Source organism: Mesorhizobium sp. B2-5-7 (assembly GCF_006440875.1).
Classification (GTDB): Bacteria; Pseudomonadota; Alphaproteobacteria; order Rhizobiales; family Rhizobiaceae; genus Mesorhizobium; species Mesorhizobium australicum.
The window spans coordinates 132,798-157,950 of record NZ_VFUO01000009.1 but is presented as its reverse complement, the minus strand read 5'-3'; the positions used below and the strand labels follow the sequence as shown (position 1 = coordinate 157,950).

Sequence of the window (25,153 nt, the reverse complement as noted above, 5' to 3'; positions counted from 1 at the left end):
GTGGCGACTATCTTGTATGCCGTCTTCATGTCGCCCCGGTCGACCAGTTCGCGCGACAGCACCCGGCGTTCGACCCACCAGGCATCCGGATCGACCAGGAAGTCACGGTCCGCCGGCGCCTTCATGACAACCGCCGCGGCGCCCGCAAAATCCTGCTGCTTGCGCAGATACTCGGCCTGCGCGAAGAAATAGCCGGCCGAACGCTGCGCCGCCGGTACCGCCTTTAGGAGTTTGGCGGCATTCTTGTCGCTCCTGTCGGCCGCCGCCCAGGCGTCGGCAAGCTGCTGGGCGCCGGCGAGGCCGGCGACACGCAAGGCGGAACTCACCCGGTCGGCATAGAACATGCGCTCCATGCGAAAACGGTGGTCGGCTGCAGGAACAAGGCTGCCGAACTCCTTGATCAGAGCCGTCTCGTCCTTGGCCTCCAGGATCGCGGTGCGCCAGAACGGCGACAGCACCGATCGCGCCGCCTTGGCGTTGCCGGACGACACATAGGCGCGCGCGAGAACCATCACGCCTTCGAATGTCTGCGGCTGGCTGCCGTCGAATGCCTTGACGACGACATCCGCCGCCGGGTTTTCGCGGTAGAGCGCGCGCTCGCTGTTCTTGCGCAAGGCGACGGTGCCCGGCCAGTTGGGCAGCATCTTCGCGGCCGCCGCGATGTCGCCGCTCGGAACCTTGTCTCCGCCGTAAAGCGCGATCGCCCAGGCCAATATGTGCTGGTCGAGCGATTGTGCGGGCAGTGCATCACGCACGCCGCGCGCGCCGGCAATATCGCCGGCCGCCAGCGCATCCAGCCCACTTTTCAACCGCGCGACGCTGGGTGAGGGGGCCTGTTGCGCCTTGTCCTGTACACCAGGCACCGGGATGGCCGAGGTGACCCGCACATCGACGCTGCCGCTGATCGCCACGCCGGGCATCAGCGCGGCGACGGCGCCAAGCAGCGCGAAGAGATGGGGCCGACTGGTCGGCATGATCGCGTGTCTTTCCTTAATCCAGTATTTTACCGGCGGCGAAGAAGCCTTGAAGCCTAAACTTAGGTCGTGAAGGGCTCGTAAACAAAGGGTTATCGAGGCCGTTCGAATTACGCTTGCTGGCACCATGGCAATGCTTGCCGCGCAACAATGTCGAGACTATGGTGCGCGGCTTCGCTTTCGGTTAGAAGGCGCACCACGAAACACCGATGCATGGCGCCCAAAAGTGGATACCGGTTTTGGGGTAACGACATGCACAACCAACAAAGTGCATGGCGCCCAAAAGTGGATACCGGTTTTGGGACAACGACATGCGTGAACCGAGAAGTCCCAAGGAGTTGGACGACATGCTGAGAGGCTCGCTTACCGCGCTCGTGACACCGTTCGAAAAGAGCGGGCGTTTCGACGAGAAAGCCTTTCGCGCATTCGTCGACTGGCAGCTTGGCGAGGGCACGACAGGCCTGGTTCCTGTCGGCACAACGGGCGAGTCGCCTACGCTGTCGCATGACGAGCATCGCCACGTCGTCAAGATCTGCATCGAGGTGGCCAAGGGCCGCGCCCCGGTGGTTGCCGGTGCCGGTTCCAACAACACCGAGGAAGCCGTCGGGCTCGTGCAGTATGCCGAAAAGGCCGGCGCCGATGCTGCCCTGGTCGTAACGCCCTATTACAACAAGCCGACACAGCGCGGCCTCTACGAGCATTTTGCCGCGGTCGCCCGGGCGACCAAGCTGCCGATCATCATCTACAACATCCCGCCGCGCTCGGTCATCGACATGATGCCGGAGACGATGGGCCGGCTGGCGCACGACTTCAAGAACATCGTCGGCGTCAAGGACGCCACCGGCAAGGTCGAGCGCGTGTCGGAGCAGCGCATGACCTGCGGCAAGGATTTTATCCAGCTTTCGGGCGAGGACGCTTCCGCGCTGGGTTTCAACGCGCATGGTGGTGTCGGCTGCATCTCGGTGACCTCGAACGTCGCGCCGCGGCTCTGCGCCGAATTCCAGGAAGCAACGCTTTCGGGCGACAGTGCGAAGGCGCTGGAGCTGCAGGACCGTCTCTTGCCGCTGCACAAGGCGATCTTTATCGAGCCCGGCGTGTCCGGCGCGAAATATGCACTGTCGAAGCTGGGCAAGGTCGAGAACGTGCTGCGTTCGCCGCTGGTGACTGTTGAACCGGCAACGGCCGAGAGGATCGATGCGGCCATGAAGCACGCCGGCTTGATCAATTAGCGAGCCGTTTGGGAAGTCTGCTCCCGCGATCATCTGAAGGCGCCACCTGCGCTTCCGGTGTTCCCGTACTATATGTACGCTCCGCTCCGGTTCCCGGTAGCACCATCATCTGACTCGCGGGAGCGAGTTTCGAAACGGACTCTAGACCTCATGAACCAAGTCAGAAAAGCCGATCCCAACAACAAGACCGTTGCCGAAAACCGCAAAGCGCGGTTTTCCTATGAGGTGCTCGACACGATCGAGGCCGGCCTTGTGCTGACCGGAACCGAGGTCAAGTCGCTGCGTCAGGGCCAAGCCAACATCCAGGACAGCTATGCCTCGGTCGAAGGCGGCGAGATCTGGCTGATCAATTCCTATCTGCCCGAATATCTGCAGGCCAACCGCTTCAACCACGAGCCGCGCCGCCGCCGCAAACTGCTGCTCAACAAGCGCGAAATGGCCAAGCTGTCGCAGAGCGTGGACCGCGAAGGCATGACGCTGGTGCCGCTGAAAATCTATTTCAACGACCAAGGACGCGCCAAGCTGCTGCTTGCCGTCGGCCGCGGCAAGAAACTGCACGACAAGCGCGAGACCGAAAAGCAACGCGACTGGTCGCGCGAAAAAGGCCGGCTGTTGAAGGAACGCGGGTGATCGGGAGATAGCCTGGAAAGCCAGCGGTCGGGTTTTCAACGTCGAACACCGGCAAGTTCAACAGGGGATGGTCTTGAAGAAGCGGATTGTTCTCTGGGGCGTAGCCAGTCTTGCCCTGGCATGTGTCATTGCTGCGGGGGGAGTGGCCTATTTCCGCACCTACTCTCCCGACCGCGGCCGATATCCGGTCAGGGGCATCGACGTCTCCCATCATCAGGGCCGGATCGACTGGCGGCGTGTTGCCGCCGATGATGTGGCTTTCGTCGTCATCAAGGCGACTGAAGGCGGCGACCATGTCGACGACGCCTTCGCCGGCAATCTGCGCGAGGCCCGCGCCGCCGGACTCGCCGTCGGCGCCTATCATTTCTTCACCTTCTGCCGGCCGGGCGCCGACCAGGCGAGGAATTTCATCTCGGTGGTGCCGCACGATCAACCGCTGCTGCCGCCCGTGGTCGACATCGAGTTCGGCGGCAACTGTCCGCGGCGTCCGTCGCCCGAACAGTTGAATGCCGAACTCCAGGCCTTCCTCGGACCTGTCGAGGCGGCATTCGGCAAGCCGGCGATCGTCTATCTTACGGATGAAGCCGAGGCCGCTTATGCCGGGCAAATCGCCGCTCGCCCACTCTGGCTACGCTCACTGCTCATGGAACCGGACCGCCGTGACTGGATCTACTGGCAGTACCACAACAGGGGGCGCGTGAACGGCATCGAGGGGGACGTCGATCTGAACGTTTTGCAGGGCGGGCCGGAGAAGTTGGCGGCGCTGCTCGCCTCCACACCTTGATGAACAGGCCCGATCCGATGCCGGTCCGGTTCTTCGGCAGCCTGCCATGCCCCTCAAACCATTCACGATCCAGCTGATGTCGAGACAGCCAGATTTTCCCTGGTGCTGCGTCGACCCATCGCCGAATAACCCATCCCGGCGGCCATGATGGCGATGGCCACGCATTGGATAGCCAGCGGGGTCTCGCCAAGCACGACCATGCCGACCATCACGGTGGCGACCGGCACACCCGGCAGGAACAATGATGCAGCCTGTGAGCCCAATCGGTCGACAATGTAAGTGTAGAGGAACATTGCGGCAGCGCCCGCGAGAAGACCTTGAATGACGATCTGGCTGGCGATTTCGGCGCCTGCGGCGGCATGGAGGCCGCTTGGCGCCAAGACATAAAGAAGTGGCAGCGGCAGGCAGGACAAAAGCACGACGCTCGCGGTCGCCGTGACCGGGTCGACACGCCATCGCTGCACAAGAACGGCATATGTGGAAAACATCGCGCCCGATCCGATAAACAGCAGGTCCCCGAACAGGACATCGCTGGCGCCGGTGCGCGCCGGCGCTATGAACAGCAACAAGCCGGCGATGATCGTGACGACGCCAATGATCCGCCGACGCGACGCGCTTTCCCTGAACAGCGACAATAGGAACGAGAAGAACACGATCGAGGCCGGGCAGAGCGCCGCGGCATGGGCGGCGGGCGCGTGGGTTAGACCCCAGTTGATGATCAGCGGATAGGGCAATCCGGCCAGTGCAGCCAACGTCAGTCCACGCCGCCAGCCCAGCGCCTTCATGGTCGCCAGGCCGCGCCTCCAGACGATCGGCAGGAACACCGCGCCGGCACCGGCAAAGCGCAGGCTGGCCATGTCGGTGGCCGTCAGATGCTCCCTGAGGCTGAAGCGGGCGGCGACGAACTGCGCTGCATAGATGGCGATCATGACAAGGCCGGCGATCACCGCCAGTCTTGTGTCTCCCGTGTCTCGTCCGTCCGCCATGTCAGTTCCGCCGCATGTTCATGTCGCCAGGAGGAGACAGCCCTCGACCTTGCGATGAAGCGCAGCCTATGGTCGAAATGATCGCGACAAAATACGCTGTTTTTTAGAATTTGAAGTGTAATTCACGCAAATAGGAGGGCTTGAACGTGAATCCTGAACCAGTTGACCTGGACGCCGTCGACCGCAGTCTTCTGCGACTGCTGCAGGAAGATGGGCGCCGCACCACGCTCGACCTGGCAGCGCGCGTCGGCCTGTCACCAACCGGGGCCAGCCAGCGCGTGAAACGCCTGTTTCGCGACGGGTTCATCACCGCCGTCAGGGCGGTGCTCAATCCGGCAAAGATTGGCCGCGGCATGCTTGTCTTCATCGAGGTGCGGCTCGATCACGCGGCCCCGCATATCTTTGACCGCTTCGCCGAGGCGGTGGCAAAGGCGCCCGAGGTTCTGGAATGCCACATGGTCGTCGGCGGCTTCGACTATCTCGTGAAGGCCCGCATTGCCGAGATGGCCGACTATCAGGACTTTCTCAAACGCGTCATCCTGCCGCTGCCGGGGGTGAAGGAGACACATACCTATGCCTCGATCGGCGACGTGAAGCCGGATGCCTTGCTGCCGGTGTGAGCAGGCACCGCAGACCGCGCGGTATCCGAGAGCTCAGTTCTTCAGGAATGCCGCGATCTCGCCAAATACCCTGACGAACATGTCTTCGGTCAACACACCGGTATTGGTGTTGTAGCGCGAGCAATGGTAGCTCGAAAACAGCATGATGCCGCCGGCTTCCAACTGGCCGCCATGTTTGAACGGATAGGCGGCGACGCGCCCGCCCAGTGCCCGCACGGTCGACTGGTGCGCGATCGATCCCAGCGCCAGCACGGCGCGCAGGTTGGGAAAGCGAGCGATCGTCGGCACCAGGAATGTCCGGCAGGTAGCGATCTCGGCACCGACCGGCTTGTTCTCCGGCGGCACGCAGCGCACCGCGTTGGTGATCGCCGTGCCGAGGAGTTCCAGCCCATCATCGGGCCGCGCCTTGAACTCGCCGCGTGCGAAGTTGTGGGCAATCAGTGTCGAATAGAGCAGGTCGCCGGCATAGTCGCCGGTAAAGGGGCGCCCGGTGCGGTTGGCGCCGCGCAGGCCAGGCGCCAGACCAACGATCAGAAGCTGGACGGTATCTTCGCCGCCCAGTGGCAGGAAGGTCGGCACCGGCGCGTTGAACCATGACGGCTCGCGCTGCCGCCATTCGGCGATGAAATCATGCAGCCGCGGGCAGAGCGGGCAATCGCGGCTGGGTTCGGAAAGCGAAGGGGCGGTCAAGTCGACCGGCCTCAGTAGTCGTCCTCGTCGACTTCAGCCGGTTCGGGCCGCCGTGCCGGTCGTTCGGAGGGATCGCGGCCGACTTCGTTCTTCAGCGTCGCCAGGTCGATGAAATGGTCGGCCTGCCGGCGCAGGTCGTCTGAGATCATCGGAGGTTGCGAGGCCATGGTCGAGACGATCGACACCTTGCGGCCACGCCGTTGCAGCGCTTCGACCAGCGTTCGGAAATCACCGTCTCCGGAGAATATGACATAGTGGTCGACGACATCGGCGAGTTCCAGGGCATCGACGGTAAGCTCGATGTCCATGTTGCCCTTGATCTTGCGGCGGCCCGTCGAGTCGGTGAATTCCTTGGCCGGCTTGGTGACCACCTTGAACCCGTTATAGTCGAGCCAGTCGATCAGTGGCCGGATCGAGGAGTATTCCTGGTCCTCCACCAGCGCGGTGTAATAATAGGCGCGCAACAGGTAACCGCGCTTATGGAAGCTCGCCAGGAGCTTGCGATAGTCGATGTCGAACCCGAGCGCGCGCGATGTGGCGTAGAGATTGGCGCCGTCGATGAACAGGGCGATTTTTTCACGAGGGTCGAACATGGAAATAATCCTTTTCGAAAAAACGGCCGTCTAAACGAAATGCGGTAGCGACTATCGGTCAGGCTCTAATAACCGGCCGACCTTGGACCAATCGAGATAACGCCAGTTTGGTGGCAATCCAAGGGCATGTGGCGCACTGCAAGCAATTGTGATCGTGGCGCCGAACCCTGGACCCGGCTGCTTTGCTAGATCGGGAGTTCGATATTGAGATTGAGTGCCCTGTGGGCCCGCATTGCCATGATGCTTGTATTTTGGCGCCGTTCGGGTTATGGACCGCGCCTGTTTTCCATCAAATCCAGGCATGAAAGGGGCAGTCCATGGCCCGCGTAACCGTTGAAGATTGCATCGACAAGGTCGACAACCGCTTCGAGCTGGTGCTTCTGGCCGGCCACCGCGCCCGTCAGATCAGCCAGGGCGCGCAGATCACCGTCCCGCGCGACAACGACAAGAACCCCGTCATCGCACTGCGCGAGATCGCCGACGAGACGCTGTCGCCCGATGATCTCAAGGAAGATCTGATCCATTCGCTGCAGAAGCATGTCGAGGTCGACGAGCCCGAAGCCGATGGCGAAGTGATCGCCGATCAGACCGGCGGCGCTGTTGCGGCCGCCGAAGCCGACGACGCCGAGGAGAACGTCACCTTCGACCGGATGACCGAGGAAGATCTCCTGGCTGGCATCGAAGGCCTGGTGCCCCCGGAAAAGAGCGACGACTACTAAGCCCTCCGTTCCGGCGGTCGCTGGAACAATCTTCCGGCACTTCCGTCCCGGCGGTTTCGTGGCTATCTAGTACCAACTGTCGCAAATACCAGAATGCAGCTTTGGCCGCACTTGGCATAATGCGTGAATCTGGTATTTGCGACAGTTGGTACCGGCATGCGCCGTACGACAGTGCGGCGCATGATTCATTTCATCGCCGAGAGATTTAGCCCATGATGCGTCAGTATGAGCTTGTCGAGCGCGTCCAGCGCTACAAGCCTGACGTCAACGAGGCGTTGCTCAACAAGGCCTATGTCTACGCCATGCAGAAGCATGGTCACCAGAAGCGCGCTTCCGGCGATCCCTATTTCTCGCATCCGCTCGAAGTCGCCGCCATCCTCACCGAGATGCACATGGACGAGGCGACCATCGCCGTCGCACTGCTGCACGACACCATCGAGGACACGACGGCGACGCGGGCCGAGATCGACGATCTGTTCGGCCCCGAAATGGGCAAGCTGGTCGAGGGCCTGACCAAGCTCAAGAAGCTCGACCTCGTCTCCAAGAAGGCCGAGCAGGCGGAGAACCTGCGCAAGCTTTTGCTGGCGATCTCGGAAGATGTTCGCGTGCTGCTGGTCAAGCTCGCCGACCGTTTGCACAACATGCGCACCCTCGATCACATGCCCGAGGCCAAACGCCTGCGCATCGCCGAGGAGACGATGGATATCTACGCGCCGCTGGCCGGGCGCATGGGCATGCAAGGCATGCGCGAGGAGCTGGAAGAGATCGCCTTCCGCTTCATCAATCCGGAAGCCTACCGGGCCGTCACCGCGCGGCTCGCCGAGATATTCGAGCGCAACAAGGGCGTGCTGACCGACATTGAAAAGGCGCTGTCGGCCCTGTTTGAAAAGCACGCCATCAACGCCGGCGTGAAGAGCCGGCAGAAGAAGCCATGGTCGGTGTTCCGCAAGATGGAGGCCAAGGCGCTGTCCTTCGAGCAGCTGTCCGACATTTTCGGCTTCCGTGTTGTCGTTGACAGCGTCGAGGACTGCTATCGCGCGCTGGGTGCCATCCACACCACTTGGTCGATGGTGCCCGGCCGTTTCAAGGATTACATCTCGACCCCGAAGCAGAACGACTACCGTTCGATCCACACCACCATCGTCGGGCCTTCGCGCCAGCGCGTCGAACTGCAGATCCGCACCCGCGAGATGAACAAGATCGCCGAATACGGCGTCGCCGCCCATTCGATCTACAAGGACACCGGCGGCAAGACGAACGGCGCCGGCCATGCGATCTCGAAGGAGACCAACGCCTACGCTTGGCTGCGCCGTACCATCGAGCAGTTGGCCGAGGGCGACAATCCCGAGGATTTTCTCGAGAACACCAAGCTGGAGCTGTTCCAGGACCAGGTGTTCTGCTTCACGCCGAAAGGCATGCTGATTGCGTTGCCGCGCGGCGCCACGCCGATCGATTTCGCCTATGCGGTCCACACCGATGTCGGCGATACCTGCGTCGGCGCCAAGGTCAATGGCCGCATCATGCCGCTGATGACGGAACTGAAGAATGGCGACGAGGTCGAGATCATCCGCTCCAAAGCGCAGGTGCCACCAGCCGCATGGGAATCGGTCGTTGTCACCGGCAAGGCGCGCGCCGCCATCCGCCGCGCCACCAAGAATGCGATCCGCAAGCAGTATTCTGGCCTTGGCGCGCGTATCCTGGAGCGTGCCTTCGAACGAGCTGGCAAGACCTTCACCAGGGAAAGCCTGAAGCCCGTGCTGCACAGGCTGGCACGCAAGGACATCGAGGATGTGCTGGCATCCGTGGGGCGCGGCGAACTGGCCTCAACCGATGTCATGAAGGCGGTGTTCCCCGACTACAAGGACGAGCGCGTCACGCCGGCAGCGCCCAAGCAGCGCGAGGAGGGCTGGTCGAAGATCCGCAACGCCGCAGGCATGCTGTTCCAGATACCTGGCCGGGCCGCGCGCAAGGACAAGGACCAGCCAGGCGCCGGCGCCGTGCCGATCCGCGGCGTGCGCGGCGACCTGCCGGTGCGCTTCGCGCCGGAAGGCGCGGTCCCTGGCGATCGTATCGTCGGCATCGTCCAGCCGGGCACCGGCATCACCATCTACCCGATCCAGTCTCCGGCGCTGCAGGCCTTCGACGATCAGCCGGAGCGCTGGATCGACGTGCGCTGGGACATCGACGAGCGCACCAAGGAACGGTTCCCCGCGCGCGTCTCGGTCACCGCCATCAACGCGCCGGGTTCGCTTGCCGATATCGCCCAGGTCGTTGCCTCCAACGACGCCAACATCCATACGCTGTCGATGGTGCGCACCGCGCCCGATTTCACCGAAATGCTGATCGATCTCGAAGTCTGGGACCTGAAGCATCTCAACCGGCTGCTGTCGCAGCTCAAGGACAATTCGAGCGTCAGCGATGCGCGGCGCGTCAACGGCTAGCGATAGCCGACCATGGGGGACGAGATGAATACCGACGAAGTGCTGGACATATTCCGCGGGGCTGGCGCTGTTCTGGAGGGTCATTTTATCCTGACGTCGGGCCTGCGCAGTCCAGTTTTCCTGCAGAAGGCACGCGTCTTCATGCATGCCGACAAGACCGAGCGGCTGTGCAAGGCGCTGGCCAAGAAGATCCGCGCCGCCGAGCCAGGCAAGATCGACTATGTCGTCGGGCCGGCGATCGGCGGCTTGATCCCGGCATACGAAACCTCGCGCCACCTTGGCGTGCCGGCGATCTGGGTGGAGCGGGAAGGGGGCGAGTTCCGCCTGCGCCGCTTCGAGATCGATCGAGGCGCCCGCGTCGTCATCGTCGAGGACATCGTCACCACCGGTCTGTCGATCCGCGAAACCATTGATTGCCTGCGCGACGTTGGCGCAGAGGTGGTCGCGGCCGCCTGCATCATCGACCGTTCGGCCGGCAAGACCCATGTCGGTGTGCCGTTGATCGCGCTTGCCGAATATGAAGTTCCAGCCTACCCGCCGGACAGGTTGCCGCCGGAGCTTGCCGCCATCCCGGCCATCAAGCCGGGCAGCCGCAACATCTGACGAGGAGGTCGAAATGATCGCCGGCATCGACCATTTCGTGCTGACGGTCCACTCGGTTGAAGCGACCTGCGACTTCTACCGGCGCGTGCTTGGCATGCGGCGCCTGGATCAGCCGAACCGGCCGACAGCGCTTCTGTTCGGTTCGCAGAAGATCAACCTGCACGAAGTCGGCCGCACTTTCGAGCCAAAGGCGAGGACGCCGACGCCGGGTTCTGGCGATTTCTGCCTCGTGTCGGCGGTGCCTCTCGCCGAAATCCAGGCCGGCCTCGCGGCCGACGGCGTTGCCATCGAAGTCGGTCCGGTTGAGCGCATCGGCGCGCGAGGACCTATGATGTCGGTCTATTTCCGCGATCCCGACGACAATCTGGTCGAGGTCAGCGAATATCTGAAGTAGGCACCGCGCCGGAAGGATATCGTCTCGGCCCCGGATGGTGACCTTGTCGAAGCCGGCCGGAACCCTTGGCCGCATATCGGTCATCCGGCTGCGACAATTAGCCGAAACCACTTCTCAAATTCGCCGCGATTGTCCGATGTGGAGAAGATGGATCTGACCAAAAATCTGGCGCTGCGGACGCTGAGCGTACGGCCTTCGGTTGTTGTTGGGCTTGCGGATGGCTATATCAAAGTCGCGATTGCCTTCTGGCGACCGTAAAGCGCAAGATGTGGCGGTCGAAGCCTGGCTGGAAACAGCCGGCGTGTAGGCTGTGAACTGTCGGGAATTGGAAGAGAGTGCTTTTTCGTCGCCGCAAGCCTGATGGCCTTTTCGAGCGGGTGCGTACCTATCTGTGGCCGCGCCGTTCGTTTTCGCGCTCGCTTCAATATTTCTCCAAGCGCATTCTGCGGCTGAAGGCCACCCCGCATGCGGTGGCGGCCGGCGTCGCCGCGGGTGTCTTTGCTTCGTTCTTCCCCGTCGGTTTCCACTTCATCATTGCCGCCGTTCTGTGTTGGGTGATCGCCGGCAATCTGGTGGCCGCCGCTCTGGGAGCCGTATTCTTCGGCAATCCGCTGACTTTTCCGCTCTTGTGGGGCGCATCCTGGGAAACCGGCAAGCTCATCCTGCACGATCGCCTGCCGACACACGGTCCGCCGGCGCATCTGGGCGAGATGCTGCACACGCTGTCCTTCGCCAAACTATGGCATCCCGTCCTGGAGCCGATGCTGATCGGCGCGGTGCCGCTCGGGCTGGTGTTCGGCCTGGTGTTCTACGGCATCACGCGCTGGGGCATGAATGTCTTCCGCGAACAGCGGCGCAAGCGGCTGGCCGAGCGCGCGAGACGCCGTGAGCATTCGCCTCATCCCGGCGGAAGCGTCGGTTCCGCCGCCCAATGATCATCGGCATCGGCAGCGACCTGATCGACATCACACGCATCGAGAAATCGCTTGAGCGTCACGGCCAGCGCTTCATCCAGAGGATCTACACCGAGGTGGAACAGGCGCGTTCGGAGAACCGGCGCGCCCGCGCAGCTTCCTACGCCAAGCGCTTTGCCGCCAAGGAGGCGTGCGCCAAGGCACTGGGCACTGGTCTGGCACAAGGGGTCTTCTGGCGTGACATGGGTGTCGTCAACCTGCCCAGCGGTGCGCCGACGATGGCGCTGACCGGCGGGGCGCTGGCGCGGCTGGAAAAGATCCTGCCTCAAGGTCATCGGGCGGCGATCCACCTCACCATCACGGATGATTTCCCGCTCGCTCAAGCCTTTGTGATCATAGAGGCGTTACCGGTCGAAGAAGCGCCACATTGATTGCATCTGACGACCGGCATGGACGTTGCCCAGCGCGCGCCGAGACTCTATACCATCCAACGCACAATCGAGGACGACATGAGCGTGGCTGAAAAATCTCAGAAGAAATCCGGCGGGCTTGGCGAAACCGTCAGCGTCATCGTCCAGGCGCTTTTGCTCGCCCTGGTCATTCGCACGCTGCTGTTCCAACCGTTCTCGATCCCGTCGGGCTCGATGCGGCCGACGCTTCTGGAAGGCGACTATCTGTTCGTCACCAAATGGTCCTACGGCTATTCACGCTATTCGCTGCCTTTTGGACCGGACATTTTCTCGGGCCGCATCTGGGGCTCCGAGCCCAAGCGTGGCGACGTGGTGGTGTTCAAGTTCCCGCCTGATCCGTCCGTCGACTACATCAAGCGCGTCATCGGCCTGCCCGGCGACAAGATCCAGATGAAGGATGGCCAAGTCTTCATCAATGGCGTTGGCGTGCCGCGCGTCAAGACCGGCCAGATCGACAATCCCGACATCACGGAAAAGGATTATCCGATCGACGTCTATCGCGAGACGCTGCCCGATGGTGTCAGCTACGACACGCTCGACCTGTCGCCGAACTCGATTGGCGACAACACCCGCGAATTCGACGTGCCCCCCGGCCACTATTTCATGATGGGCGACAACAGGGACAATTCCGCCGACAGCCGCTTCACCGTCGGTTATGTTCCGGCCGAGAACCTGGTCGGCCGCGCCAACCTTGTCTTCTTCTCGATCGCCGGCAAGGCTAGCCCGCTCGAAATCTGGAAGTGGCCGTCGCTGATGCGCGCTTCGCGCCTGTTCCACTTCGTCAACTGATGGCCTTGAAGCGCCCGACAGGCGAGACTCTGGCCGGTTTGGTGATGGCCAGGACCGGCCATGTTTTCAGGGACATCCGCTTACTTGAGACCGCCTTGACGCATTCCAGCGCGGTCAAGGCGGCAAGCAACAATCAGCGTCTTGAATTCCTTGGCGACCGCGTGCTTGGTCTTGTCGTCGCCGATATGCTTTTCGAGAAATTCCCCGATGCACCGGAAGGTGAAATCGCGCCCCGTTTCAATGCGCTGGTCGATGCAAAGACATGCTCGGAAGTCGGCATCGAGATGCAGCTGGAGAATCTGGTTCGAGCCGACGCCGCCTTGAAGGCGCGATCGCGCGGCTCTGGCGGAAATTATCTGGCTGATGCCGTCGAAGCGCTAATCGCGGCAGTTTATATCGATGGCGGTATCGACGCCGCGCGGCGGTTCGTTCTGCGTTATTGGGAGCCACGTTCGAGCACGGTTGTGACGAAGCCACTTAATCCGAAATCCGATTTGCAGGAATGGATTGCCAAGACGAGTGACGCGCGACCCGAATATGTGATCGAAAAACGCGAAGGGCCCGACCATCAGCCGGTCTTCACTATTTCTTTGCAGGTTAGCGGCTTTGCACCTTCCGTCGGTACCGGCGGCTCCCGCAGGGCGGCTGAAGAAGCGGCGGCTTCGGCATTTCTCGTGCGCGAAGGCGTGTGGGCCAATAAAGGGAGCGCGGCATGACCGCAGAAGACACTGCAGCCGCTCCCGTCACGCACTCCGGCTTCGTTGCGCTGATCGGCGCGCCTAACGCGGGCAAGTCAACGCTGGTCAACCAGCTGGTCGGCGCCAAGGTCTCGATCGTCACCCATAAGGTGCAGACGACACGCGCCATCGTGCGCGGCATCGCCACGCACGACAACGCGCAGATCGTCTTTGTCGACACACCGGGCATCTTCAAGCCCAAGCGGCGGCTCGACACCGCGATGGTGACCACCGCCTGGGGAGGCGCCAAGGACGCCGACATCGTGCTGCTGCTGATCGATGCCGAGCGCGGCATCAGGGGCGATGCTGATGCCATCCTCGAACGGCTGAAGGACGTGCGCCAACCGATGGTGCTGATTCTCAACAAGGTCGATCGGGTCAAGCACGAGGCGCTGCTGGCCCTGTCTGCGGCAGCGAACGAGAAAGTGCCGTTCCAGCGCACCTTCATGGTCTCCGCGCTGACCGGTTCCGGCTGCAAGGACCTCCTCGACTATCTGGCGCAGGCGCTGCCGGCCGGCCCCTGGTACTATCCGGAAGACCAGATTTCGGACCTGCCGATGCGCCAGCTGGCTGCCGAGATCACCCGCGAAAAACTCTATCTCAGGCTGCATCAGGAACTGCCCTATTCCTCGCACATCGAAACGGAGAAATGGGAAGAGAAAAAGGACGGCTCGGTGCGCATCGACCAGACCATCTTTGTCGAGCGCGACAGCCAGAAGAAGATCGTGCTCGGCCACAAGGGCGAGACCATCCGCGCCATCGGGCAGGCCGCGCGGATGGAAATATCAGGCATACTGGAACAGAAGGTGCACCTGTTCCTGTTCGTGAAAGTGCGCGAGAACTGGGGCGATGATCCCGAGCGCTACCGCGAGATGGGGCTGGAGTTCCCCCGCTAAGGCCGAAAAATCCTGGCGCGCCATCGCGCGGTGGCCGACCACAAGCATTGGGCGTGAGGCTAATGCATGTCGCCCGGAAGTGTCCTCGGTTCCGGGACAACGACAAAATCAGAAGCTTACAGCAGGTCGGCGAATCCGATTCGCCGCGACGTGCTGTAGAGCACGTCGCGGTTTACGCGAACCGCTCCCGGGTGCTGGGAAGCAGACTAAGGCGAAGCGCGGGCTCCACCATGCGGCCCGCGTTGGCGCGAGACCAACTCAGATTCTTGGCAAGCCGCCAACGAAGCGGCGACGCGCGCTGAGGCCGGCTTTCCGCGCCGTGATCTGGAGCCGCCGCTGGTTTTGTTTTCACAACAACAGCAATACGAGGATCGAAACACAAATTTATCGAGCTATTTTAGATTTAGAAGACCAAAATTCATAGAGTATACTGGTAAATGGCAAGAGATTCGCTGAATTATTACAAAAATATGACGATGTTCCATTTGTGCCATTTTAAATTCAAGCCAGCTCTCATTAGTGTTATTTGTGCAACACGTATTTAATCTGTGGCGAGAATCCAGCGCATTTATGGAATTGTCATTGAAGGTGGACGATTGGTGGGTATGTTCGCCGCGAAAAGGGGACGCGGTGCGGGCCTTTTTCATTGTGGGGGTGAGGCGGGAAAACATATCCGCCAGCCACAATTCAGAAGCCATTTTTTCAAACTTGACTGGAGAGGTCAGAAAATGAACATCAAGAGCCTCCTTCTCGGCTCAGCCGCGGCTTTGATCGCGGTGTCCGGCGCGCGCGCCGCGGACGCGGTTGTCGTCGCCGAACCGGAACCGGCCGAATACGTCAAGATCTGCGACGTCTACGGCGCCGGCTATTTCTACATCCCGGGCACCGAGACCTGCCTGCGCATCGGCGGCTATCTCCGCTATGACATCGGCGTCGGCGATTCCGGCACGCTGGATGGCGTCAACAACGTTGGCGATCACATGGACGGCGGAAACCACGACACCTACTACAAGAACATGCGCTTCACGCTGAGGACGTATACCGGCCAGGAAACCGAACTCGGCACGTTGAAGACCTTCACCGAGACCCGCTTCCAGTTCGGCAACTCCTCGGGCGACTATGATGGAAGCTCGAGCACTGGCTGGCAGGCCGGCAACAAGACCACCAGCCTCAACTTCGCCTGGATACAGCTCGGTGGCCTGCGCGTCGGTAAGGATGAAACTGCATACGACCAGTTCATCGGTTACGCGGGCAACGTCATCCAGGACACGATCATCCCGTACGGCGTCAAGGACACCAATGTCGTCCAGTACTATTTCGACGCTGGCAGCGGCTTCACGGGCGTGGTCTCGCTCGAAGAAGGCACGGGCGTCAACACCATCGACAGCTATGTTCCGCATGTCGTCGGCGGCTTGAAGTACAAGGGCGACTGGGGCGCGATCACCGGTGTTGTCGCCTATGACAGCAACTACGAGGAAGTGGCCGGCAAGGTTCGCCTGGATGTCAACGTCAGCAAGGAACTGTCGCTGTTCATCATGGGCGGCTACGGCACCGACGACAACCTCACAGACGACGCCCACAATGCCATCGACGTACATGGCCGCAGCCAGTACAAGCCGTGGGGCGGCAACTGGGCCGTCTGGGGCGGCGGTACCTACAAGTTCAACGAGAAGACCTCGTTCAACGTCCAGGCTTCGGCTGACGACGACAAGAACTATGCTCTCGCCGCGAACGTCGCATACACCATCGTCCCGGGCTTCACGGTCACGACCGAAGTCGACTGGGATCACTACGGCAATTTCGGCAATCCATCCATCTACGGCAACTGGTCCAAGGCCGACAAGAAGGACAGCGTCGGCGGCATCGTCCGCTTCCAGCGCAACTTCTAACGGATCGACTGACCTCACCAACCGCCCGCAGCACATTGCTGCGGGCGGCTTTTTTATGCCTCGTTGCGAGAGCCGGCACAGGCGCCAGACCCATACCTTGATTTCGCCACCCGATCGGTGAAAAGCTCCTGATATGGAATGGCGCGACGAGGGAATCATTCTCGGCACCCGCAGGCATGGCGAAACCAGCGCCATTCTCGAGGTGATGACGCGCGCCCATGGCCGCCATCTCGGCCTCGTGCGCGGTGGCCGCTCGCGCAAGCAGCAGCCCGTTCTCCAGCCAGGCAATCGTGTCGATCTCTTGTGGCGCGCGCGCCTCGACGAGCACCTGGGCACTTTCCAGGCCGAAGCCATCGAGATGAACGCCGCCCGGCTGATGGACAGTGCCATTGCCGTCTACGGCCTTCAGACGATGGCGGCGCATCTGCGCCTGCTGCCCGAGCGCGATGCCCATGGCGGCCTCTACGAGGCGCTTTCGGTGATGATCGTTCATCTCGACGACGCAGATGCCGCCGGCGAATTGGTGGCGCGCTTCGAGCTTCTGATCCTTGATGAACTCGGCTTTGGCCTCGATCTCAGCCAATGCGCCGCCACCGGCACGAGGCAGGATCTGGCCTATGTCTCGCCTAAATCCGGACGCGCGGTGTCGCGCGGGGCCGGCGCTCCGTGGCACGACAAGATGCTGGTGCTGCCCGCCTTCCTGCAGCGCGGCTCCGGCCAGCGCGCCAATCATGCGGCGATCGCGGACGCCTTCCGCCTGACCGGCTTCTTCTTCACCCGTCACGTCTACGAGCCGCGCGGCATCGATCAGCCCGATGCGCGCGCCGGCTTTCTGGCCGCACTGCGCAAGCACCACGCAGCGCAGAAGCCCATCGCCGGAGAGAGCGCGGCCGGAGAAATCATCCGATGAGCGAAGTCGAACTCTATCCGGGCCGGGTCTCGCCGCTCGGCCTCGGCACCATTCCTCATGCCGACATCCTGAAATACACCGGCTTGGAATTGCTGCAGCGAATCGTCGACGGCAAATACCCGGCACCACCGATCTCCTTCCAGCTCAGCTTCGCGTTGACCGAAGTATCGGAAGGTCGCGCCGTGTTCCGGGGCGTGCCGAACGAACGCCACCTCAACCCGCTGGGCGGCGTTCACGGCGGCTGGGCGGCGACGCTGCTCGATTCAGCGTTGGCGTGCGCGGTGCAGACCCTGCTCGACAAGGGCGAGGCTTACACCACTGCGGAGTTCAAGGTGAACCTGACGCGGCCGATCACGCCCAGGACCGGTGAGGTTGTCTGCGAAGGCAAGGTGGTTCACAAGGGCCGCACGCTTGCCGTTTCGGAAGCGACGCTGAAGGATGCCGGCGGCAAGCTGCTGGCTTTCGGTACCGAGACATGTTCGATATTTCCAGCCGCCAATCTGGCGGCACGTTGAATTTTCAGCCGTTTAGCCGCCGTATTTCAATGTCAGTGAGATGAAGCGTCAGTGAAAACTGGCCTGGTTTGGGGGAACCGCCATGTTTGAGAGCCTGATCGGCCTCGTCGCCATCATTGCCTTGTTCGTCATCATTTCGCGTCAGCAGGGCCGCATCGGTCTGATCGAGCGCGAACTTGGCGCACTGCGCAGCCTCGTGCTTTCGGGCGCGGTATCGCCCACGGTCAAGCCGTCGGAACTGGAGGCGGCGCAGGGCAGGGCCGACACGGCTCCGGTGGCCAGGCCTGCCGACATCGCCCCGGCACCAATCGGCGAGCCGGCCCCCGCGCTACAGGCCACGGAGGCGGAAATCCCGGCCGGAGGGCCCGGCCCTTGGAGCGCCCCCGAGATCACACCGAAAACGCCAGAGGTCGCGCCGGCCGCAGTCGCCAAAGCCGCTCGCCAGTCCGACGTTGAAACCGCGCTCGGCACGCGTTGGGCGGTCTGGGTCGGCGGCATTGCGCTGGCTCTGGGCGGCTTGTTCCTGATCCGCTACACCATCGAGGCCGGCATTTTCGGACCCGGCGTGCGGCTCACCATGGCGGCGGTGCTCGGGTTGGTGCTGGTCGCCGGCGGCGAGTTCATTCGCCGCACCGGCTTCAAGGTACCGGTGCAAGGTATTGCCGGCGCTTATATTCCGGCGATCCTGACCGCGGCCGGCGCCTTCATCCTGTTCGGCACCGTCTATGCCGCCCATGGCATTTACGGCTTTATCGGCCCGGCGCTTGCCTTCACGCTGCTCGGTGCGATCGGCGTTGCGACCATAGCCGCCGCTCTCGTCCATGGCCAGGCGCTGGCCGGCATCGGTCTCGTCGGCGCCATGGTGACGCCGGTGCTGATCGCTTCGCAGGCGCCCAATCCGTGGGCGTTGTTCGGCTATCTCGCCATCGTGCTCGCCGCCACTGGCGTGATCGCCCGCATGCGCGACTGGAAGACGCTGATGGCGGCCGCTTTTTTCGGTACCGGCGTCTGGACCATCCTCTACATGACCGACGCACCGGGCGCGAACCTCTCCGCCATACTGTTCATCGATGCTGTGACGCTGGCTGTGCTTGCCCTTGTCTGGCTGAGCAGTCGTGGCGGCGAGACCGGACTAGCAGGGACCTTTGACTGGCCATCCATCGTGCCTGGACTGTTCGTCGCCTTCTCGGCGCTTGGCCTCTCGGTTGACCCGGTCTTCGCCGCTGCCGGTGATGCTTTGCCGGGCGCGGTGCTGCTTATCGTGATGGTAGCGGTCGCGCTCTACCGCCCACTGGCGCTGCCACTGCTTTATGGCGCGGGACTGGTGACGGTGCTGATCTATCTCGGCATCATCCCGCCAACGTCTATCGCTTCCGACTTTTCGGGCGGCGCTTTGGGTGTTGATGGGGTGCCCTTGGCCACCGCTGACGCGCTGAGCTTGCGTATCGGTATTGGTCTCGGTCTTGTTTTCGTCGCCGCTGGTTTGTGGGCCGCGCGCCGCTTCGCCGCCACGGCGCAGGTCCGAGCAGCCTCTTGGGCTGCATGGGGTGTCATCGTGCCGCTGGTCGTCCTGCTGGCGCTCTGGTTCACCTTCGGCAATCTCGACCGCGACTTTGTCTATGCCGCCATCGCGGCCCTGCTGGTCCTGGTCTTCGCCGCCGGCGGCGAGTGGATCGCGCGGGCCGAGGAACCGCCGCTCAAGGGCGGAGCCGCAGTGTCGTTTGTTTTGGGCGGCGCGGCAGTCGCCGGCCTCCTGATGCTGCATATGGCTTTTGATTCCGGTTGGACCACCATCCTGCTGGGTGCCGCCGCGATCGTGCCGGCGCTCGCCACGCGCTGGCGCTCCTATCCTGTGCTCGGCTGGATTTCGGTCGCCGCTACCATCGCAGTGCTTGGCCGCGCCGCCTTCGATCCGACGATCGTCGGCGCCGAATTCCTGTCGACGACACCGGTTTTCAACTGGTTGCTGCCGGGCTACGGCGTGCCGGCGCTCGCCTTCGGCTTGGCGGCTTGGCAACTCGCCCGCACCACGGATGGCCGTCCACGCCTGGCCATGGAAGCGGCGGCGGCACTGTTTGCGCTGCTGACGCTCGCCATGCTGGTGCGTCACGCCATGCATGGCGGCGTCATCAACAACGATGCGCCGACGCTCGCCGAACAGGCGATCTACACGCTGATCGCTATCGGTGCCGGCGCCATCCTGATCGCCATCGACAGGCGATCGCCAAGCTCGGTGCTGCGCTATGGTTCGATGGCGGTGGGCGTGCTTTCGGCCGCCTTCATCGTCATCCAGCATTTCCTGGTGCTCAATCCGTTGTTCACGGACGAATCGACCGGCCGGATACCGGTCTTCAACCTCTTGTTCCTCGCCTATCTCCTGCCGGCCGTCGCCGCCGGTGCTCTGGCGCTCTATAGCAGGGGCAAGCGGCCGAAATGGTATTCGGCCATGCTGGCGCTGATGGCGGCGCTGCTTGCCTTCGCCTATGCCACGCTCTCGGTCAGGCGCCTGTTCAAGGGCGAGTTCATCGGCATGTGGAGCGGCCTTGGGCAGTTGGAGACCTATACCTATTCGGCGCTCTGGCTGGTTATCGGCGTGGCGCTGCTCACGGCTGGCGTCTGGCTGAAATCGCAGGTACTGCGCATCGCCTCCGCCGCGCTGATCGCGGTGGCCGTCCTGAAGGTCTTCCTGTTCGACATGTCGGAACTGGAAGGGGTGCTCAGGGCGCTGTCCTTTATCGGGCTCGGCGCCGTTCTGATCGGCATCGGCCTGTTCTACCAGCGGCTGCTGACGCGGGCGGCAAAGGAGAAATTGTCGGCCGGCGAACAATAATAGCCGGAATTCAACGCTGTGCGGGAATAAACCGGCATCCGCCGGCGTTATCTCGTTGCTTGGGTGACCGGAGCGGTGGACCGCTTCGCGCTGGCTGCTTGCGCCGTGCCGGGAAGGCGCGTTCTATCGGATCAACAAGGGCGACCTCAGAACCAGCGGTCATGGACGAAAAAAAGGCAGCAATCCTTGGCGAAATACCGCGCCTGCGCCGCTACGCACGCTCGCTTCTGCGCGGCCGTGATGCTGCGGACGACCTCGTTCAGGACTGTCTTGAGCGCGCGCTGTTGCGGCTCGACAACTGGCAGACGGGAGAAAGCCCCAGGAGGTGGCTGTTTACGATCATGCATCATTTGTTCATCGACCAGATGCGCAAGGTGAACCGCCGCGGCGAAGCGGCGATGCTGCCGCTGGAGGCGGGCGAGGCGGTTGCCCAGCCGCCCGAACAATTGGAGGGCATCGCTTCGCGCGAGATCATCGACGCGTTGCAGGCGCTCAGCCCCGATCGCCGCGCGGCCATTGTCATGGTTGCCATAGAAGGCTTTTCCTATGCCGAGGCTGCCAACATTCTGGGTGTTCCCGCCGGCACGCTGATGTCGCGCATCGCGCGGGGGCGTGAGGAATTGCGCGGGCTGCTGGACGACACAGCGCGCCGCCGCGCCATAAGGATCGTCGAGAAATGATCCGCCGCGATTTTTCCGAACGGGACATCCATATGGCGCTCGACGGCGAACTGCCGGCCGATGAGCGCGCCGCCTACGATGCCTGGCTCGACGCCAATCCCGAGATGAAGGCCAGGAGCGCCCGCTTCACCGCCGACCGGGAGGCGTTGCGCTCGGCCTTCGCCGGCGTGCTGGACGAGGTGGTGCCAGTGCGCTTGCGCAAGGTGGTGCTCGGTGAAGCGCCTGTTAAGGCAGCAGTGCCACGCTCACGCTGGTGGCTAGCCGCCGCCGCGGCCGTGCTTCTCGCCACGGGCGGATTTGGCGGCTACTTTGCGGGTATCGGAGGGATCGGGCAGGAGGATCCGGCGGAGGATCAGCTCGCCGAACAAGCGATCGCCGCCCATGTCATTTATGCCGCCGAGAAGCGGCACGCGGTGGAAGTGCCGGCCAGCGACAAGGATCATCTGCAGACCTGGCTGTCCAGTCGGGTCGGCCTGAAACTGGTGGCACCGGACCTGAGCGCGAACGGCTTCCAACTGGTTGGCGGCCGGTTGCTGCCGGCGGGGGAAAGCAAGGCCGCGATGCTGCTCTACGAAGACGATAAGGGCGAGCGCATATCCCTCTTCGTGACGGCGGAATCGACCGAGAATGCCAAGGGCACCTATGCTTCGGCGCAGGACGGTCCGCAGGCCGTCTACTGGCTGGATAAAGGCTATGGCTGTGCCGTCGTTGGTTCGCTGCCGCGCGAGCAGTTGGCGGCCGTGGCCAAGAGCGCGTATGGCCAGCTTCTGGCCGGTCTCTCCAGCTGAGCCGGCTGCGATCTTGCGCGGTCGGCTGGCATGAAAACAGCGATTCCGTTCAAAGCTTGTCAGCTTCCCTGCCGTCGCGGAAAGTGTCACAATTCGGCCCTAATCAAGGAGCGATAGCGCTTGATGAATACCGGCGCTTCGGCCGGTGTTTGCGACGCTTTTCGACCGGGGACGTTGCCGCAACGCAATCGAGGTTTTCTCAAGCCGCATGCCTGCCGAGATCCGCACGGCCCGCGCGTCTGACGTCGATGACCTCGCCGCCATCGAGAAAGCTGTATTCTCGAGCGACCGCATTTCCCGCCGCTCCTTCCGCCTGTTCATCGAGCGCGAGACCGCCGAGACGCTGGTCGCCGAAATCGATGGCCGCGTCGGCGGTTATGCGATCGTGCTGTTTCGCAAGGGCAGTGGGGTAGCACGGCTCTATTCGATCGCCGTCGGACCGTTTTTCGGCGGGCTCGGCATAGGTCGCCAATTGCTGGCCGCGGCCGAAGAGGCAGCCTTCGAACACGACCGCATGATGCTGCGTCTCGAAGTGCGCGAGGACAATGGCCGTGCCATCAGCATCTATGAACAGGCCGGCTACCGCAAGATTGGCCGCGAGCCCGGTTACTACGAGGACGGCGCGACGGCACTGCGCTATGAAAAAACCCTGCGCGGCGACCTTCCGGTCGCCACCAGGGTGCCATTCTATCAGCAGACCTGCGAGTTCACCTGCGGTCCATGCTGCCTGATGATGGCCATGGCCAATTTCGATCGTGGCTTCGTGCCCGACCCGGTGATGGAAATCCGACTCTGGCGCGAGGCGACGACCGTCTTCATGATGTCAGGACCGGGCGGCTGCGAACCATTCGGCCTGGCTGTCTCGGGCTACGAAAGCGGGCTTGCGGCGGAGATTTACGTTTCCTTCTACGGCGCATTGTTCCTGCAGTCGGTGCGTAGCGAGGACAAGCGCCGGGTCATGGAACTGGCACAGGTCGACTTTCGCCGCCGCGCGGAACTTTACGGCATCCCGGTGAATTACCGTCCATTCACCATCGACGATATCAGGGCGGCTCTCGCCGGGGGCAAACTGGTGCTGGTGCTGATCAGCGGCTTCCTGATGTTCGGCAAGAAGGTGCCGCACTGGGTGCTGGCCATCGGCGATGATGGCGATCATATTCTGATCCACGATCCGTGGGTCGAGGATGAAAGGCAGGAAACCATCCTTGATGCCGCCAACATTCCCGTGCCTTACGGCATCTTCATGAACATGGCGCAGTTCGGCCGCGACGGACTGCGTGCCGCCATCACTTTGGGAAAGAGATAATGACCTGGGTCATTCTTACCGGCAGGCAGAGCGATCTCGACCAGGTGGCGACGCCGCACAAGATCATCACCAATCGCGACTATCTCGCGCATCCCTCGCTGTTTCGCGGTCAGCGGCCTAAGGTCATCAACCTGTCGAACAACTACGGCTATCAGAGCCGCGGCTACTATGCCTCGCTGCTGGCGAGTTCGCGCGGCCACAAGGTCATCCCGACTGTGGAGACGATGATCGACCTGTCGGAGCGCAAGCTCTACGAGCACGCCTTGCCGGAACTGGAACTGGCGCTCAACAAATGCCGCAAGGATCTCGGCGGTGTATTTCCGGCGAAGGTCTGCATCTTCTTCGGCATCGGCCCGTCCAAGGTCTGGGACCGTTTCGCCAAGCTGTTGTTCGACTGGTTCCGGGCGCCGGCGCTCGAAGTCCATATCAAGGACAGCGCCGAATGGGCTTCGATCCGCAAGGTCGGCTTCCACCCGCTGGCTCGGATGACGGAGGACGAGGAAAAAAGCTTCATCCAGTGCCTGGAGACCTACACCAACCGCGAGTGGCGCGACACCAAGGGCCGCACGCCGGCGCGCTACACCTTCGCCACGCTGGTCGATCCGCATGAGGAATTGCCGCCTTCGGAAATCTCTTCGCTGCGCTACTGGGCCAAGATCGCCGAAAAGATGGGGGTCGAAATCGAGCCGATCACCAGAAAAGATCTGGCCAAGCTCGCGAATTACGATGCACTGTTCATCCGCGAGACCACCTCGATCTCCAACCATACTTACCGCTTCGCTCGCCGCGCCCAGCAGGAAGGCATGCCGGTCATCGACGACCCGCTGTCCATGATCCGCTGCACCAACAAGGTCTATCTCAACGAACTGATGGCCTACAACAAGGTGCCGGTGCCGCCGACGGTGATGATCGCCGGCACCTCTGACCTCGAACTGGCCGCACAGACGCTGGGTTTTCCCCTAGTGTTGAAGATCCCCGATTCGTCCTTCTCGCGCGGCGTCAAGAAATGCGAGACCCTGGAGGAACTGACGCGGCTCGCGACCGAATGGCTGGAGGATTCCGACCTTCTCATCGCGCAGAAATTCATCCCGACCGAATATGACTGGCGTGTCGGCGTGCTCGGTGGCCAGCCGCTGTTTGCCGTGCACTATCTGATGGCCAAGAAACATTGGCAGATCGTCAACCACAAGGCCAATGGCAAGCCCGACCAGGGCGGCATCAAGACCTTCACGCTGAAGGAGACGCCGGCCCATGTCGTCGAGACCGCCGTCAAGGCGGCGCGCTGCATCGGCGACGGCCTCTACGGCGTCGACCTCAAGGAGACCAAGGACGGCGTCTTCGTCATCGAGGTCAACGACAATCCAAACCTCGATCACGGCTGGGAAGATTCCGGCGAGAAGGACGAGGTCTGGGTGCGGCTGACGCAGTGGTTCCTGGAGCGGCTCGACCGGCCGGGGCGGTAATCATCCGAGGGGAAATATGCAGTTCATCGTCATTGAGGATTTCACCGGCTGCGACCGCAAGGAAATCTACCGCCGGTTCCGCGCGACCGCGGCCGCCTGAAGCCGGAGGAGCTGTCGTGCATCACAGCTGGATCGCGGCTGACATGAGCCGCTGTTTCCCGCTGGTGGAGACCGATGACGTCACGTCGCTGCAGCGCTGGGTCGTCGAATGGGCTGATCTGGTCGAGTTCGAGATCGTGCCCGTGGCGACCAGCAAGGACATGGTGGCGGTCTTGAGCGGGCACCTCTGACCATCCCCTCCAG

The 25,153-nt window shown here is 62.5% G+C and carries 25 protein-coding genes and 1 pseudogene; 22 read left to right on the top strand and 4 right to left on the bottom strand.

The window, feature by feature from the left end:
• Window positions 1-974: pseudogene (locus FJ543_RS29460) on the bottom strand (lytic transglycosylase domain-containing protein); the annotation flags it as partial.
• A 347-nt stretch (window positions 975-1,321) separates the two neighbouring features.
• Between FJ543_RS29460 and dapA the strand changes: the two are divergent.
• The 3 genes from dapA to FJ543_RS29445 all read left to right on the top strand — a co-directional run bounded on the left by dapA (window position 1,322) and on the right by FJ543_RS29445 (window position 3,617).
• Window positions 1,322-2,203, top strand: a complete 882-nt coding sequence (gene dapA / locus FJ543_RS29455; RefSeq protein WP_015318586.1) for a 4-hydroxy-tetrahydrodipicolinate synthase — start codon at window positions 1,322-1,324, stop codon at window positions 2,201-2,203.
• A 150-nt stretch (window positions 2,204-2,353) separates the two neighbouring features.
• A complete protein-coding gene (gene smpB, locus FJ543_RS29450) occupies window positions 2,354-2,833 on the top strand; it encodes an SsrA-binding protein SmpB (protein ID WP_006202221.1) in 480 nt (159 codons plus the stop codon).
• Window positions 2,834-2,906: 73 nt separating this feature from the next.
• Complete coding sequence (locus FJ543_RS29445) at window positions 2,907-3,617, top strand: GH25 family lysozyme (RefSeq protein WP_140878637.1); 711 nt, start codon at window positions 2,907-2,909, stop codon at window positions 3,615-3,617.
• A 62-nt stretch (window positions 3,618-3,679) separates the two neighbouring features.
• On the opposite strand, the gene FJ543_RS29440 is transcribed toward FJ543_RS29445, so the two are convergent.
• The gene (locus FJ543_RS29440) at window positions 3,680-4,603 is read right to left on the bottom strand and encodes a DMT family transporter (protein ID WP_140618496.1); all 924 of its coding nucleotides are present in this window, start codon (window positions 4,601-4,603) and stop codon (window positions 3,680-3,682) included.
• A gap of 146 nt (window positions 4,604-4,749) precedes the next feature.
• Here FJ543_RS29440 and FJ543_RS29435 point away from each other — a divergent pair, with 146 nt between their 5' ends.
• A complete protein-coding gene (locus tag FJ543_RS29435; protein ID WP_015318584.1) occupies window positions 4,750-5,223 on the top strand; it encodes an Lrp/AsnC ligand binding domain-containing protein in 474 nt (157 codons plus the stop codon).
• A gap of 33 nt (window positions 5,224-5,256) precedes the next feature.
• Here the strand turns inward: FJ543_RS29435 and FJ543_RS29430 are convergent, their stop codons facing one another.
• Together FJ543_RS29430 and FJ543_RS29425 are read right to left on the bottom strand one after the other, a co-directional pair.
• Window positions 5,257-5,913, bottom strand: a complete 657-nt coding sequence (locus tag FJ543_RS29430) for a uracil-DNA glycosylase (protein ID WP_140663089.1) — start codon at window positions 5,911-5,913, stop codon at window positions 5,257-5,259.
• 11 nt (window positions 5,914-5,924) lie between these two features.
• Entirely contained in the window at window positions 5,925-6,506 is a 582-nt protein-coding gene (locus FJ543_RS29425) for an NYN domain-containing protein (RefSeq protein ID WP_015318582.1), read from the bottom strand.
• 317 nt (window positions 6,507-6,823) lie between these two features.
• On the opposite strand from FJ543_RS29425, the gene rpoZ reads away from it, so the two are divergent.
• The 18 genes from rpoZ to FJ543_RS32330 all read left to right on the top strand — a co-directional run bounded on the left by rpoZ (window position 6,824) and on the right by FJ543_RS32330 (window position 25,140).
• Complete coding sequence (rpoZ, locus tag FJ543_RS29420) at window positions 6,824-7,225, top strand: DNA-directed RNA polymerase subunit omega (RefSeq protein ID WP_015318581.1); 402 nt, start codon at window positions 6,824-6,826, stop codon at window positions 7,223-7,225.
• A 212-nt stretch (window positions 7,226-7,437) separates the two neighbouring features.
• Complete coding sequence (locus FJ543_RS29415; RefSeq protein ID WP_023771627.1) at window positions 7,438-9,666, top strand: bifunctional (p)ppGpp synthetase/guanosine-3',5'-bis(diphosphate) 3'-pyrophosphohydrolase; 2,229 nt, start codon at window positions 7,438-7,440, stop codon at window positions 9,664-9,666.
• Window positions 9,667-9,690: 24 nt separating this feature from the next.
• Window positions 9,691-10,269, top strand: coding sequence for an orotate phosphoribosyltransferase (pyrE, locus tag FJ543_RS29410; protein WP_140878636.1), 579 nt, complete (start codon window positions 9,691-9,693; stop codon window positions 10,267-10,269).
• Between the two features lie 13 nt (window positions 10,270-10,282).
• On the top strand, window positions 10,283-10,663 hold the full coding sequence (locus FJ543_RS29405; RefSeq protein WP_140878635.1) for a VOC family protein: 381 nt from the start codon (window positions 10,283-10,285) through the stop codon (window positions 10,661-10,663).
• A gap of 335 nt (window positions 10,664-10,998) precedes the next feature.
• Complete coding sequence (locus FJ543_RS29400) at window positions 10,999-11,598, top strand: DUF2062 domain-containing protein (protein ID WP_015318577.1); 600 nt, start codon at window positions 10,999-11,001, stop codon at window positions 11,596-11,598.
• Entirely contained in the window at window positions 11,595-12,008 is a 414-nt protein-coding gene (gene acpS / locus FJ543_RS29395; protein ID WP_015318576.1) for a holo-ACP synthase, read from the top strand. The genes FJ543_RS29400 and acpS overlap by 4 nt, the downstream gene beginning before the upstream one ends.
• Window positions 12,009-12,086: 78 nt before the next feature.
• Window positions 12,087-12,836: a signal peptidase I gene (gene lepB / locus FJ543_RS29390; RefSeq protein ID WP_027144187.1), complete on the top strand. Its 750-nt coding sequence runs from the start codon at window positions 12,087-12,089 to the stop codon at window positions 12,834-12,836.
• Window positions 12,836-13,552: a ribonuclease III gene (gene rnc, locus FJ543_RS29385; protein ID WP_140618724.1), complete on the top strand. Its 717-nt coding sequence runs from the start codon at window positions 12,836-12,838 to the stop codon at window positions 13,550-13,552. The genes lepB and rnc overlap by 1 nt, the downstream gene beginning before the upstream one ends.
• Entirely contained in the window at window positions 13,549-14,469 is a 921-nt protein-coding gene (era, locus tag FJ543_RS29380; RefSeq protein ID WP_015318573.1) for a GTPase Era, read from the top strand. Before rnc ends, era begins: the two co-directional genes overlap by 4 nt.
• A gap of 728 nt (window positions 14,470-15,197) precedes the next feature.
• On the top strand, window positions 15,198-16,358 hold the full coding sequence (locus FJ543_RS29375; protein ID WP_140878634.1) for a porin: 1,161 nt from the start codon (window positions 15,198-15,200) through the stop codon (window positions 16,356-16,358).
• Window positions 16,359-16,491: 133 nt separating this feature from the next.
• On the top strand, window positions 16,492-17,268 hold the full coding sequence (recO, locus tag FJ543_RS29370) for a DNA repair protein RecO (RefSeq protein ID WP_140878633.1): 777 nt from the start codon (window positions 16,492-16,494) through the stop codon (window positions 17,266-17,268).
• Entirely contained in the window at window positions 17,265-17,783 is a 519-nt protein-coding gene (locus FJ543_RS29365) for a PaaI family thioesterase (protein ID WP_015318570.1), read from the top strand. The genes recO and FJ543_RS29365 overlap by 4 nt, the downstream gene beginning before the upstream one ends.
• An 82-nt stretch (window positions 17,784-17,865) precedes the next feature.
• Window positions 17,866-20,613, top strand: a complete 2,748-nt coding sequence (locus tag FJ543_RS29360) for a DUF2339 domain-containing protein (RefSeq protein WP_140878632.1) — start codon at window positions 17,866-17,868, stop codon at window positions 20,611-20,613.
• A 161-nt stretch (window positions 20,614-20,774) separates the two neighbouring features.
• The gene (locus FJ543_RS29355; RefSeq protein ID WP_140618480.1) at window positions 20,775-21,293 is read left to right on the top strand and encodes an RNA polymerase sigma factor; all 519 of its coding nucleotides are present in this window, start codon (window positions 20,775-20,777) and stop codon (window positions 21,291-21,293) included.
• Entirely contained in the window at window positions 21,290-22,081 is a 792-nt protein-coding gene (locus FJ543_RS29350) for an anti-sigma factor (RefSeq protein ID WP_140663082.1), read from the top strand. The genes FJ543_RS29355 and FJ543_RS29350 overlap by 4 nt, the downstream gene beginning before the upstream one ends.
• A gap of 208 nt (window positions 22,082-22,289) precedes the next feature.
• On the top strand, window positions 22,290-23,387 hold the full coding sequence (locus tag FJ543_RS29345) for a peptidase C39 family protein (RefSeq protein ID WP_140663080.1): 1,098 nt from the start codon (window positions 22,290-22,292) through the stop codon (window positions 23,385-23,387).
• A complete protein-coding gene (locus tag FJ543_RS29340; RefSeq protein ID WP_140663078.1) occupies window positions 23,387-24,850 on the top strand; it encodes a RimK family protein in 1,464 nt (487 codons plus the stop codon). The genes FJ543_RS29345 and FJ543_RS29340 overlap by 1 nt, the downstream gene beginning before the upstream one ends.
• Window positions 24,814-25,140: a DUF3303 family protein gene (locus tag FJ543_RS32330; RefSeq protein ID WP_224622142.1), complete on the top strand. Its 327-nt coding sequence runs from the start codon at window positions 24,814-24,816 to the stop codon at window positions 25,138-25,140. Before FJ543_RS29340 ends, FJ543_RS32330 begins: the two co-directional genes overlap by 37 nt.
• Window positions 25,141-25,153: the final 13 nt, after the last annotated feature.